Below are 11,760 nucleotides of genomic sequence, written 5' to 3'. Positions count from 1 at the left end.
CTACCGAAGGATCAGAACACGCTCCACCCGTAGTACTCGGCCCGAAGCTCCTTGATGGTGCGCAGGAGATTCTTGTCCCGCATGGACCGGGCCAGCTCTTCGGGTGTGGGCAGGCGCAGTTCACGCCCCTCGAAGACAGACAGCCCGCTGCAGTTGGCGCATACGGAGATGTCACCGTCGTGGGGGGTGTTCGCAGGATTTCTCGGGTCGCGATACGTATTCACAACGTGCTTGCAGAACGGACAGCGCCGCGCCTCAACGACCTGGACATTCATCTGACCAACAGTAGGCCGGTTGACCAACCCTGCAAATGCCTTGCGCGAAACCAAAAATGTATTCTTTGCATGTGAAACGACTTGTCGCAAGCGTCAAAATCGGTTGCGGCAAAGCCGATTTCGCATGCGTCAGTTTGTCGAACAGCGCCGCGGGCGACGAACAGTCCAAATAGCGAAACTTCATCTAGGTCGGCGTCGACGTGCCGGTATCCAAAATCCGCCCGACAGCCTCGCCCACCGAGCAAGCGAACTTGTGGTCGTCGACGCCCTCCAGTCCCGTCGAGGCACGGAGGAAGTCACCGAAAAGGACCCAACCGAGTTGCAGTGCCACGGTGTGCGCGGCGGCAAGCCGCGCATCGAGCTCATCGGAGTGCCGCGCACGAACACTGCTCAGCAGGATCTCCATCGTCGGGAATCGCTTCTGTAGTTCGCCGATCGAATAGCCGTCCAGCGACGTCCTGGCGATAACGCGCAGTTGACGGTTGACCGCAGCGGCGATCGCGCCGCCGTCGGCAGCGGCCGACACGAGCCCCGCGAGGTGCTCGCCGAGGTGGTCGAGGACGGCCGCGACGAGTCGGTCCTTACTCCCGAAGTGCCGATGGATGAGCCCGTGGTTCACTCTCGACCGCGCCGCGATGTCGCGGACCGACGTTGCCGCGGGCCCGCGTTCGGCAAACAGGTCGGCGGCGGACTCCAGCACGGCTGCGACGACCTCCGCCCTGCCCAGCGGCGGATTCGACCGTTGCATGTCACCCCTTGCCCCGGCTGTAGTCATGTGACTACGGTACCGAGCAAGGCGTTTGCGGTCAGCGGACGCCCTGCGAAAGGACTCGCCCCGTGGCAACGACGCCATACAGATACGGTCGGTTCATCGGTAGGGTCGGCGGCTTAGCGGTCGCACTGGGCATCGGGGCGGCGATCGCCAACAGTCCGGCGATCGCGGCCGCCGACGACGGTCAGTCGAGTTCCTCGGACAGCGGGTCATCCACCAGTGCGTCAGCAACGCACGACGACGGGGCCGAGCAGAAACCGGCAGCGAAGACGCAGACAACGGACTCGACGGACTCGAGCGTCGAGAAGCCCGCCGCCCGACCCAAGAAGAAAAAGACCGCCTCCGCGCCGAAGACGGAGTCGACGACGGCAGAGACTGCGACCGCGTCGACCGACGAACCCGCGACCGGGACCACGGCAGCCGTGACCAAGAAATCTGTTGTCCGCGATCGCACCCCTACGCCGGACACGCCCGCGCAGACGCTTGCCGTGGCGTCCACCGTCGGCGCGGCCAGTCGCGAGACCACCGAAGCCAACGTCTCGCCCACCACCACGACAGAAACCGCGACTGCACAGACCTTGGCAGTCAGTCCGCTGGGCACCCCTGAACAGCTGGCCGCCGAGCGGCGCGCGACCCAAACCGTGAACACGCTGCCCGTGCAACTGATGAAACTGGTGCTTGAAATCGGCTGGAGAATAACGGCACAACAACAGTTCAAACTGGTCGGCGGGCCTGATCAGGCGAACCTCGATCCGCTGAACGAAGCCGTCAATGAATATGCCATGGGCGCAGCCTTCCAGCAGCAATTGCTCAACCCGATGACCCCGACGGCCGTCATGCAAGTCGCTCCGCCACACACCTGGTACGGCCAGGACGTCAACGGCTCGCGCATCCTCTACGACAACCCGGACACCATCTACCGCTTCATGGCGGTCAACAAGACCTCGACGTACGTGATCACCGGACGGTTCACCGGTGACGATCCCGCCGAGACCACGTTCAGCGTGCTCACTGGATTGTCGGGTAACACCGCGTCGGTGCTCAACGGCAAAGACCTTGTGCGCAACGCGGACGGCTCATTCACCATCACCGTGAGCGGGGCACCGACCGGGCCGGGCCCCAATCACATTCAGATCACCGACGACACCACGTTGATCGCAGTGCGAAACACGTTGTCCGACTGGAACAGACAAGATCCGATGAGCCTGTCGATCGAGCGGGTCAGCGGGCCGCCGAACAGCCTGTTCGCCCAGTTGGGCGGGTTCGCCATCCCGTTCATCGGGCCGACCGTGACGAAGAGTCCGGTGTTGACGACGCTGGTCTCGCTGGTTCCGCCGCTGCCGGTGATGCCTCCGCTGTTACGCGGGACCGTCACCGCGGTGATCATGGCGCTCGGGCTGCAGATGGAAGCCACGTACATCAAGGTCGCGACCTTCGATCCGGCGACGGGCGAGCCCAGGCAACCGAACGTGTTCACGAATCCGACGCAAAACGCTCAATTCCTTTCCACGCAGATGCAGAGCGCCGGCTATTTCCAACTCAACGACGACCAGGCGTTGGTGCTCACCATCGATCCCGGCGACGCCGGTTATTTCGTCGTGCCGGTGACCAACGACTGGACCATCACCAACAATTACTGGGACGAGCAGACCAGCCTGAACATCTCGCAGGCCGTCAAGAATGAAGACGGCACCTACACAATCGTGGTCTCACCACGGGATCCGCAAATCTACAACTGGGTGTCGACGGGTGGGCTGAACCAGGGCACTATCTCCATCCGGTTCCAGGACTTGCCAGAGAAACCGCAGCATCTACCGACCGTGAGTTCGCAGGTGGTCAATCTCGACCAGTTGCCCGGCGTACTGCCTGCGGGCACCGTCCCCGCCGGCGCGACGGTTCGGCAGGCGCAGATCGCGGCGCGAAAGTCAGGCTTCGACAACCGATTTGCGCCCTATCCGCAGGCGTAGATGCTCGCGGCGGCGAACCAGAACACTGGGTAGCCACGGCCCGATATCGACTGCGTCGATCCACTGGGTGCGGTCGAGTACCGCCCGTAAGACGATGTGTGCGTCCAGCCGGGCAAGTGCAGCTCCCACACAGAAATGCAGTCCCTTGCCGAAAGTGATGTGTCCCTTGCCACCTGGCCGATCCAGACGAAACTCGTTTGGCGAGCCGAACTGGGCGGGGTCGCGGTTGGCGGCGCCCCACAACAACAGCAGCCGGGCCCCAGCGGGTAAATCGGTGCCTTGAAGCGAGGTATCGGTGACGACGTGCCGGTAGTGACCGCGGAATGGAGGTTCATACCGTAGCGTCTCCTCGATGAACGGCCCCAGCAGGTCACCGTTTTCGCGGACCTGCCGTTGGATGTCCGGACGGGTCGCCAAGATCTCCATCGAGTTGCCGAGCAGCGAACCCGTCGACTCCCCGCCGGCGCTGAACAGGATGATCATCATCAGCTGTGCGGTGAGCTGGTCGAATTCACCTGCCTCGCAGGCACTCGCGAGGGCGCCCATCAAGGTGTCCGGTGGATCATCGGCGACCTTCAAGAACTGGTCGCGGATGTAGTTGCCCATTTCCATGCCTGCGGCGCCCGCCGCGACGAGTCGCTGCTCATCGACGAGACCGTCGAGCAACTGGGTGCTGGCATAGGCCCATCTGATCAACTGGTCGACGTCGTGGGCGGGCACCCCGATCAACTTCGCGACAACCATCATCGGCAGCTTGTTGGCCAACGCGCCGATCCACTCGACACACCCGTCCTGGAGCCCGTCGGCCCATAACTGCTCGAACCTGTCGGCGATGAAGGTTTGCATCACGCGAATCTTCTTGGCCGCCAACTGAGGTATCAGCAGCTTGCGGTGCAAACCATGGCCGGGATCATCGGCAGTGGCAAGTATGTGGGTCGGTCCACCGAGCCCGTCCAACTCGAACGGGACCACGCGGCCCTCGGGCGTGAACATCATCACCGCGGTCAGGTTCGACGAGAAGTCTTCGGGACGGTTGACGACGTCGTTGATCGCGGCCCAGTCGCAGACCACATAGAAGCCGGAGTCGCCCACCCGATGCACCGGTCCCTCGGCGCGGAGACGGTCATACAACGGATACAGATCCTAGATCGCATCCCCACCAAAGAACGCGACCGGATCGTCGAGCAACCTCATTCGTACAGGTTGACCAGTGTGGCGGCGGGCGGTCAACGGGTCGAACAACGGACGATAACGGCCCCTACCGCGGCGCGCGCCCAGTTGTCTCACGCCGCCGCACCGACCTGCGGCGACAGTGAGAACTTCGGGATATTTGTCTCAGTGCTGAGATAAATTCGAGCTCGTGTCGCGAGACGACTGGCTCTTCGCCGACGGCAGGCGGTCGGCCGCAGCCGAGCGCATCTACGCTGCAGCCACCGAGTTGATCTACCGGGACGGGATGGGCGCCTTCAGCGTCGATGCGCTGGCCGCACGGACGCACTGTTCGCGCGCCACCATCTACCGCTATGTCGGCGGCAAGAAAGACATTCGCGAAGCGGTGCTGGCGCGGGCCGGCGCCCGGATCGTCGAAACCATTCGCGTCAGTGTCGAGGGGCGTACGGGCGCCGACCGGGTGTTGACCGCGATCGAGGTGGCGGTGGCGGAGGTCCGTGCCCATCCGGCGAGCCAACTGTTCCTTGACTCGGCGCGCAGCGGTGGATGGAACCTGCTGACCACATCACAGGCCGTGGCGCACTTTGCGTCAGAACTGACCGGCGTTGCCGGCGACGATCCACCAGCCGCGCAGTGGATTGTGCGCCTGGTGATGTTGCTGCTGCTGTTGCCCGGCACCGATGCGGGCGTAGAGCGCGAGATGTTGCAGCGGTTCGTCGCACCGGCGTTCGCCGGCGACGTCGAGCGTCAGACCGCAAGCAGTCGCTCGAAGAATTCGCGGTAACGCTTCAGCGCCTGCCGAAGATCCTCGGTGGACGCATCTTCACCGCGAGCCCACTGCGCCTCCAGCCGTGACCGAGCTTCACTGAACCCGGTGGTCAGCTGTTGAACGACGTCTGCCACCAGCGCATCGGCCTTCTGAACGCAGTCTTTGGGGTCGTCGACGAAACCCGCCTGGACGTCGTCCCAGCGGGTTCGCAGGCCCGAGCGGTCGTTCTCGGCGAAAAGAGACCCGCCCGTTGAGTTTTCGGTCCCACCAGCCGACGGTTGCGGCTCCACTGATGGTTGTTGCGGGGATTCGGCCGAAGCGGTCATCGCCCCGGGTTGGGCCGACGACGGGTCGGCACCTGAAATCTGCGACGAAGGTTGGTCAGTTGGGGCTGATGTGGTGGGGTTGAGTTGCTCGTCGTGGGTTGTCATTCCGCGCCTCCTCTGGCTTGTCCTTCTCGTGTTCCACATCGGTTTCCAGCAGCCTCTCGAAGAGGGCGCGGTAATGGACGAACGCCTGACGTTGCGCCTCGACACCTATGTCGCCTTGCTCTTGTGCGAGGTGAAGGGTGTGCGCCGCCCGGTAATGTTCGACGACGTCGGGGTGATCGACTGACACGTCGGCGACCCGCTGATCGAAGTCGTCAACCGGATAGCCGCGTTCCCGCATCACCATGGTCACCAAGCGGTCTGCCTCGCCCACCGCCGCCGACGGATCGTCGACGAATGCACTCTGCACCGACCGCCAGTGTGCGTCGTACTTTGCACGCGCCTGCGGTGCCAGCGCGACGATGTCGAGCTTCTGCCGCCTGCGTTCGCGTGCGACGAGTTCCTTCTCGGCAACCCGTTGATCACCGACCTCGCCGACGGCGCGTTCGTATTCCGGGCCAAAATGTCGTTCGAGTCGCTCTGATCTCTTGCGACGCGCCGCCGACATGGCAAGAAAGACGATGAGCACGATGACGACCAGGACCACTGCTGCTATGACTATCCAACTCCACGCGGGCATCTGTTTCGACCTCCTGTGTCTTCGGAGGCGGATACCACGCGCGAGGTCTGCGGAAACGTCAATTCGCACGGCCGTCGGCAGGCGGTTTGCCGCCGCAAGGATCCGCAGTCATTCGTCCGGATGGTTCGGGCACGACACGTCGACGTAGACGGTCGTGAACGCCCCGGGCTTCGGCGATGTGTCGCCCGGGTTGTCGACGTCTTGCACTGTGCACACCGCCAGCGGCACGGTGTCATACCCGTTCAACCAGTTGATTACGACGTTGTAGCCCTGCGCTTTCAAATCGCTGATCACCGAGTCAGCAGCTCCCCCGGTGTCGACGGGCTCAGCAGTCGCCGGTGCGGCGAGCGGCAGCGCGCAGCCGAGGACCACCGATGAGACGGCCAGAAAGCGCAGCGCCATATCGTTCACGGTTCCCGCAAAAACCGTGTGCAGACTGATGTTTGGCTGTGAAGCTCGTGGGTTGCGCCTCCGTCACGGCCGTACCTCCCACGCACCCCGGTACAGCACGCCCGTCACCGCCAAGTCCGAGTTCAGCACCACCAGATCGGCGGCAGTCCCGGGCCCGAGGCAGACATCCGGCAGGCCCAGCGCGCGCGCCGGGTTGACCGACGCCTGGCGCACTGCCGACATCAGCGCCTCGTCGCGGGCTAAACCGCTGTGCGCCACGGCGAATCGGAACACCAAATCCATGGTGGCGGTACTTCCGGCAATGGTTTCCGTTCCCGCGACTCTGGCCACCCCGTCGACCACGTCCACCCGGACCGGTCCGAGGTGGTAGACCCCGTCCGGCTTACCGGTCGCCGCCATCGCATCGGTGATCAGCGATACCCGGTCGGGCCCCACGCTGTGCGTCACGTGTCGGTAGAGCGCGGGGTCGACGTGCACGCCGTCGGTGATCACCTCGACCGTCACCCCAGGGTCTTCGAGCAGCGCGATGACCGGACCCGGTTCACGGGTGTTGATCGGCCGCATCGCGTTGAACAGGTGGGTGCCCACGGTCGCGCCCGCGGCCAGCGCCGCCCGAGTCTGTTGGTAGGTCGCCTCCGTGTGACCGACCGCGGCCACCACCCCGCGAGCGACGATGTGTTCGATCGCAGCGATTGCCCTGTCACGTTCCGGCGCCACGGTGATCATCCGAACACCGCCTTGGCCCGCATCCAGCACTCGGTCGATCTCCGCGAGGTCGGGGTCACGCATCAGCGTGGGTTGATGTGCACCGCAGCGCTTCGTGGACAGCCACGGACCCTCCAGGTGAATCCCCGCGATGATGCCCGCCCGCACGTCGTCGGCCAATCCCGTTACCTGGCGCAGCAATTCGTCCGGTCCGGCGGTGACCAAGGAGGCGATGAGCGTGGTGGTTCCGTGCTTGCGATGCAGCCTCGCGGCGGACGCCGTGTCCGCCGCGGAGGCGGTCGAGAAGTTGGCGCCGTCGCCGCCGTGCACGTGGGTGTCCACAAACCCCGGAACCACCGTGACCGCACCCAGGTCATGATCGGCGCGGCGCGGCGCGGCGCCGCCGCCGAGCGCAGCCACGGTACCGTCGGACACTTCGATCCACCCGGGCCGCAAGATTTCTCGTCCCGTCAGGATCGTCTCGGCCGTCAAGAGCACTCAGATGCCCTGCCAGTCCGGCTTGGCACGGTAGGTCTCGCGATAGTAGCCCGCGAGCTGAAGCCGATGTGCCGCAGCGTCATCCAGCAACGCCGTCACGTGCGGATGATGCTGCAGGATCGTCGCGGGCCACATCGCGCTCACCGGTCCTTCGACCAGGTGGTGGACGGCTTCCGCCTTGCCACCGCCGGTCGCCACCAGCACGACGTGTCTGGCTTCCATGATGGTCGCCAGGCCCTGCGTCAGACAGTGGCTCGGCACGGCGTCGACGTCGCCGCCGAAGAAGCGGGCGTTGTCGATTCGGGTCTGTTTGGTCAGCGTCTTGATGCGGGTGCGCGAGGCCAGCGAGGACCCCGGCTCGTTGAACCCGATGTGACCGTCGGTGCCGATGCCGAGGATCTGCAGGTCGACCCCGCCCCCGTCGTGAATGGCGTTCTCGTACTCGGCACACGCGGCGGGGATGTCGTCAGCGAGACCGTCGGGTCCCAGCACCGCACCAGGGCCGAAGTCGACCCGCGATACGAACACCCGGTCGATCACATTGCGATAGCGCTCAGGGTGGCCGGCGGGTAAACCGACATACTCGTCGAGAGTGAAACCGCGCGCCTTCGCGAACGACATCAGACCGGCATCGCAACGCGTCGCCAGTTCGTCGTAGATCATCAGCGGCGATGATCCCGTGGCGAGGCCGAGCACAGCGGCCGGTTTGCGGCCCAAGAGTTCGCCGATGGCGTCGGCCGCAATTGCGCCGATCTCCCCCGCATCCGGCAGGATGACAACTTCCATCTACTTGTTCGCTGTGAAAAGGATTGCCCCGGAGGCAATCTGCGCGCCCTCGAAGACCGCGTCCGACGGCGTGACATTCGAGGACTCGCGTTCGTCCATCACCACGACTGGGACAATGGGATTGAGTCCCTTGGCTTCCACCGCCGGCACGTCGTAGGTGATGATCAGCTGACCCGCGCTGACCTCGTCGCCCTGACTGACGTGCGCGCTGAAGCCCTCGCCGTTCAAGCCGACGGTGTCCAGCCCAAGGTGGACCAGGACACCGACATTGTCAGCCGTCATGACGATGTACGCATGGGGCATCAACTTCAAGACCTTCCCGCTGACCGGAGCGACGGCCTCGACCACCCCGCGTGGCGGATCGACGGCGGCACCGAAACCCACCATGCCCTGGGAAAAGACAGGATCGGGAACGTCGGGCAGGGCAACGGCTCGCCCCGCAACCGGGGCAAGGACTGACGTCGTACTCACGCACCAACAATACGAGCGTGCGGGCAACACGGTCTCAAGTTCACCGGTTCTCGTCTAGGCTTCCGGTCAGCTTCGGCGAAGGAGGGTTACAGGATATGAGCGAGGCAGCGAAAACCGAAGGGACGACGGGAAAGTCGGGTCGGCGCATCCCCGGCTTCGCGCAACTGCAGCGACTCGGCAAGAGCTTGATGCTTCCGATCGCGGTGCTGCCCGCCGCCGGCATCCTGCTACGACTCGGCCAGCCCGACGTGCTCGGCAAGATTCACGCCCCGGTGATCAGCTCGTTCTTCCAGGCGATGAGCGCCGCGGGCGACGCGCTGTTCAGCAATCTCGCCCTGCTCTTCGCGGTCGGCGTCGCGATCGGATTCGCCAAGAAGGCGGACGGTTCGACCGCGCTGGCGGCCGTGGTCGGCTACCTCGTGGTGCAGGCGGTGTTCAAGACGATGTCACCGATCGTGTTGGCCGGCCAGGTCGACAAGGCAGGCGACCAGGCCCAGATCAACTACAGCGTATTCGCCGGCATCGTGGTCGGCCTTGTCACCGCATGGCTGTTCGATCGCTATCACACCATCCAGTTGCCGTCCTATCTCGGATTCTTCGGCGGCAGGCGGTTCGTTCCGATCGTGGTGTCGTTGGTGTGCCTGTTCCTCGCGTTCGCCATGAGCTACTTCTATCCGATCTTCGACGCCGGCCTGACCGGGCTCGGCAAGTTCATCGGCGGCTCCGGCGCGTTCGGGGCGTTCGTATACGGATTCGTCAATCGCATGCTGATTCCGTTCGGCCTGCACCACATCCCCAACTCGTACATCTGGTTCCTCTACGGCGACTATCAGGCGCCCGACGGCAAGGTCGTCACCGGCGAGTTGACCCGGTTCGCAGCGGGCGATCCCACCGGGGGCCACCTCACGTCGGGCTTCTACCCGATCCTGATGTTCGGACTGCCCGCCGCTGCGCTGGCGATGATCCATGTGGCCAACAAAAGACAACGCAAGATCGCGGTCGGCATCCTGGCGGCGGCCGCGCTGACCGCGTTCCTGACCGGGGTGACCGAGCCCCTCGAGTTCGCATTCATGTTCGTGGCGTTCCCGCTGTACGTGATCCACGCGGTGTTGACCGGCCTGTCGCTGGCGATCGCGTACCTGCTCGATATCCACCTCGGCTTCTCGTTCTCGGCGGGGCTGATCGACTTGCTGCTCTGGGGCGGTGCCCCTGCGGCCAAGAACATCCCACTGCTGTTGGTCATGGGCGCTGTGTTCTTCGTCGTCTACTACTTGTTGTTCCGATTCGCCATCACGCGGTGGAATCTGAGGACGCCCGGACGCGAACCGGAAACCGAATTCGAGGCAGAAGAAGAAGCCAACCTCGGCGAGGGCTCCACCTCCGCGACCGCCGTGACGGCAGGCGGGTCCGCGATGGCGACGAAGACGGCGCCTGCACCAGTCGACAGCAAGGCAGAACAGGTCATCGCCGCGTTCGGCGGCCGGGACAATCTTGTCAATGTCGACGCGTGCATCACCCGTCTGCGCATGGAGGTGGCCGACCCGAACAAGGTGGATCAGGAGCGCCTGAAGAGGCTCGGCGCAGCGGGCGTGATCGAGGTCGGCAACAGCGTGCAAGCGGTGTTCGGCACGGATGCCGAGGCACTGAAGAACGACATCAACGACATCCGCTAGTCGCCGGGAAGGAACAAAGCGGCAGCACCGGCGGCGATGAGGGCCAGTGCCGAAATCATCACCGCAACCGCGGTCCAGCCGTACCCGTCGAAGGCCAGCCCGCCCAGCCAGCCGATGACACTGGAACCGGCGTAATAGAACAGGTTGTACAGCGACGAGGCCTGCGCTTTACCGATGGGCGCCGAGCGACCTGCCCATCCGGCGGCGATGGAGTGGGCGCCGAAGAAGCCCGCGGTGGCAATGACCAGACCGGCCAGAACCGCAATGATGTTGGTGCTCAACGTGATCGCAATGCCGACGACCATGATCGCAATGGACACCAGCAGAACAGGCTTGCGCCCGAACCGCGACGCCTCCCCTCCCGCGCGCGCCGATGTCCAGGTTCCGGCGAGGTACGCCAGGAACACCAGACTGACTGCGATCGGCGGCAAGCCAAAGGGCGCCGCTGCCAACCGAAACCCAAGATAGTTGTAGAGCGCGACGAATCCGCCCATCAACAGGAAGGCCTGCCCGAACAGCGTGAGTTGGCGGCGCGACCCCAGATTGGCCGACAACCGACGGGCCAGGCTCCCTTCGGGATTGGCGCGCGCCCGGTTCGCGGGGACGAAGCCGCGGGGCTGCGGGGCCAGTTTCACGAAGCCAACGGCCGCGAGTCCGCACAACACCGCGACCGAGAAGACACCCACACGCCAACCCGCGATCTCGGCGACCGGACTGGACACCAACCGGCCGGTCAAGCCGCCGATTGTGGTGCCTGCGACGAAGGTTCCCGCCGCTCGCGCCGCATGGGCGGGATCGATCTCCTCGGTGAGGTATGCGACCGCGATGGCGGGCACGCCCCCGACGATCAGGCCTTCGAGAAAGCGCCCGGCCAGCAGCAGGTGGAAGCTCGGTGCGAACGGCACCAACACGCCGACCGTGGTCGCCCCAATCACCGAGAACGCAATCGCCTTCACACGACCGATACGATCCGCGAGCGACGACCACGGGATCACCCCCACGGCAAGCCCGACAGTGGATGCTGAAATCAACAACGCCGCGCCCGCCGCACCGACACCGAGGTCGGCGGAGATCAGCGGCAGTACGGCCTGAGGCGAGTAGAGCTGCGCGAACGTCGCCACGCCCGCGCAGAACAGCGCGGCAAGTAGCCGACCGTACGCCGATGAGCCGCGCGTGTGCCCATTCCATACCGGCGCGGCTGCGCTTTCTGTTGACATTTCCAGCACGCTAAGCCCGGCGGCATCATGTGTCTAAT

13 protein-coding genes are annotated in these 11,760 nt (G+C 64.7%); 3 read left to right on the top strand and 10 right to left on the bottom strand.

What is annotated here, in order from left to right; translation table 11 throughout:
- Positions 1-11 precede the first annotated feature (11 nt).
- The gene (locus tag ACGFK1_RS00805; protein WP_393424152.1) at positions 12-275 is read right to left on the bottom strand and encodes a hypothetical protein; all 264 of its coding nucleotides are present in this window, start codon (positions 273-275) and stop codon (positions 12-14) included.
- Positions 276-459: 184 nt separating this feature from the next.
- Positions 460-1,050, bottom strand: a complete 591-nt coding sequence (locus ACGFK1_RS00800; protein WP_393424149.1) for a TetR/AcrR family transcriptional regulator — start codon at positions 1,048-1,050, stop codon at positions 460-462.
- 62 nt (positions 1,051-1,112) lie between these two features.
- On the opposite strand from ACGFK1_RS00800, the gene ACGFK1_RS00795 reads away from it, so the two are divergent.
- On the top strand, positions 1,113-3,014 hold the full coding sequence (locus ACGFK1_RS00795) for a DUF1214 domain-containing protein (RefSeq protein WP_393424146.1): 1,902 nt from the start codon (positions 1,113-1,115) through the stop codon (positions 3,012-3,014).
- Here the strand turns inward: ACGFK1_RS00795 and ACGFK1_RS00790 are convergent.
- The gene (locus ACGFK1_RS00790) at positions 2,973-4,154 is read right to left on the bottom strand and encodes a cytochrome P450 (RefSeq protein ID WP_393426239.1); all 1,182 of its coding nucleotides are present in this window, start codon (positions 4,152-4,154) and stop codon (positions 2,973-2,975) included. The genes ACGFK1_RS00795 and ACGFK1_RS00790 overlap by 42 nt on opposite strands.
- 220 nt (positions 4,155-4,374) lie before the next feature.
- On the opposite strand from ACGFK1_RS00790, the gene ACGFK1_RS00785 reads away from it, so the two are divergent.
- Positions 4,375-4,968 (top strand): TetR/AcrR family transcriptional regulator, encoded by a 594-nt coding sequence (locus ACGFK1_RS00785; protein WP_393424143.1) that lies wholly within the window; start codon positions 4,375-4,377, stop codon positions 4,966-4,968.
- On the opposite strand, the gene ACGFK1_RS00780 is transcribed toward ACGFK1_RS00785, so the two are convergent.
- The 6 genes from ACGFK1_RS00780 to ACGFK1_RS00755 form a co-directional block, all read right to left on the bottom strand.
- The gene (locus tag ACGFK1_RS00780) at positions 4,932-5,384 is read right to left on the bottom strand and encodes a hypothetical protein (RefSeq protein WP_393424140.1); all 453 of its coding nucleotides are present in this window, start codon (positions 5,382-5,384) and stop codon (positions 4,932-4,934) included. The genes ACGFK1_RS00785 and ACGFK1_RS00780 overlap by 37 nt on opposite strands.
- The gene (locus ACGFK1_RS00775; RefSeq protein ID WP_393424137.1) at positions 5,335-5,961 is read right to left on the bottom strand and encodes a hypothetical protein; all 627 of its coding nucleotides are present in this window, start codon (positions 5,959-5,961) and stop codon (positions 5,335-5,337) included. The genes ACGFK1_RS00780 and ACGFK1_RS00775 overlap by 50 nt, the downstream gene beginning before the upstream one ends.
- Positions 5,962-6,069: 108 nt before the next feature.
- Positions 6,070-6,363 (bottom strand): hypothetical protein, encoded by a 294-nt coding sequence (locus tag ACGFK1_RS00770; protein ID WP_393424134.1) that lies wholly within the window; start codon positions 6,361-6,363, stop codon positions 6,070-6,072.
- 72 nt (positions 6,364-6,435) lie between these two features.
- Positions 6,436-7,575, bottom strand: coding sequence for an N-acetylglucosamine-6-phosphate deacetylase (gene nagA, locus ACGFK1_RS00765; RefSeq protein ID WP_393424131.1), 1,140 nt, complete (start codon positions 7,573-7,575; stop codon positions 6,436-6,438).
- Positions 7,576-8,361: a glucosamine-6-phosphate deaminase gene (nagB, locus tag ACGFK1_RS00760; protein WP_393424128.1), complete on the bottom strand. Its 786-nt coding sequence runs from the start codon at positions 8,359-8,361 to the stop codon at positions 7,576-7,578.
- Positions 8,362-8,832 carry a PTS glucose transporter subunit IIA gene (locus ACGFK1_RS00755; protein ID WP_393424125.1) on the bottom strand — a complete coding sequence of 157 codons (471 nt, stop codon included), beginning with the start codon at positions 8,830-8,832 and terminating at the stop codon, positions 8,362-8,364.
- A 95-nt stretch (positions 8,833-8,927) separates the two neighbouring features.
- On the opposite strand from ACGFK1_RS00755, the gene ACGFK1_RS00750 reads away from it, so the two are divergent.
- Positions 8,928-10,505 carry a PTS transporter subunit EIIC gene (locus ACGFK1_RS00750; RefSeq protein ID WP_393424122.1) on the top strand — a complete coding sequence of 526 codons (1,578 nt, stop codon included), beginning with the start codon at positions 8,928-8,930 and terminating at the stop codon, positions 10,503-10,505.
- Here ACGFK1_RS00750 and ACGFK1_RS00745 read toward each other — a convergent pair.
- Entirely contained in the window at positions 10,502-11,722 is a 1,221-nt protein-coding gene (locus ACGFK1_RS00745; protein WP_393424119.1) for an MFS transporter, read from the bottom strand. The two genes, ACGFK1_RS00750 and ACGFK1_RS00745, sit on opposite strands and share 4 nt — an antisense overlap.
- Positions 11,723-11,760: the final 38 nt, after the last annotated feature.

This window comes from Mycobacterium sp. NPDC048908 (assembly GCF_043197955.1).
In the GTDB taxonomy this organism is placed as follows: Bacteria; Actinomycetota; Actinomycetes; order Mycobacteriales; family Mycobacteriaceae; genus Mycobacterium.
Note: the sequence above shows the minus strand (reverse complement) of the source record. Positions and strands in the feature narration are given on the sequence as shown.

Bases quoted from the DNA above. Each gene is read 5' to 3' on its own strand.
- ACGFK1_RS00805 (WP_393424152.1), bottom strand. From the start codon at position 275: ATGAATGTCCAGGTCGTTGAGGCGCGGCGCTGTCCGTTCTGCAAGCAC.
- ACGFK1_RS00800 (WP_393424149.1), bottom strand. From the start codon at position 1,050: ATGACTACAGCCGGGGCAAGGGGTGACATGCAACGGTCGAATCCGCCG.
- ACGFK1_RS00780 (WP_393424140.1), bottom strand. From the start codon at position 5,384: ATGACAACCCACGACGAGCAACTCAACCCCACCACATCAGCCCCAACT.
- ACGFK1_RS00775 (WP_393424137.1), bottom strand. From the start codon at position 5,961: ATGCCCGCGTGGAGTTGGATAGTCATAGCAGCAGTGGTCCTGGTCGTC.
- ACGFK1_RS00770 (WP_393424134.1), bottom strand. From the start codon at position 6,363: ATGGCGCTGCGCTTTCTGGCCGTCTCATCGGTGGTCCTCGGCTGCGCG.
- nagB (WP_393424128.1), bottom strand. From the start codon at position 8,361: ATGGAAGTTGTCATCCTGCCGGATGCGGGGGAGATCGGCGCAATTGCG.
- ACGFK1_RS00750 (WP_393424122.1), top strand. From the start codon at position 8,928: ATGAGCGAGGCAGCGAAAACCGAAGGGACGACGGGAAAGTCGGGTCGG.
- ACGFK1_RS00745 (WP_393424119.1), bottom strand. From the start codon at position 11,722: ATGTCAACAGAAAGCGCAGCCGCGCCGGTATGGAATGGGCACACGCGC.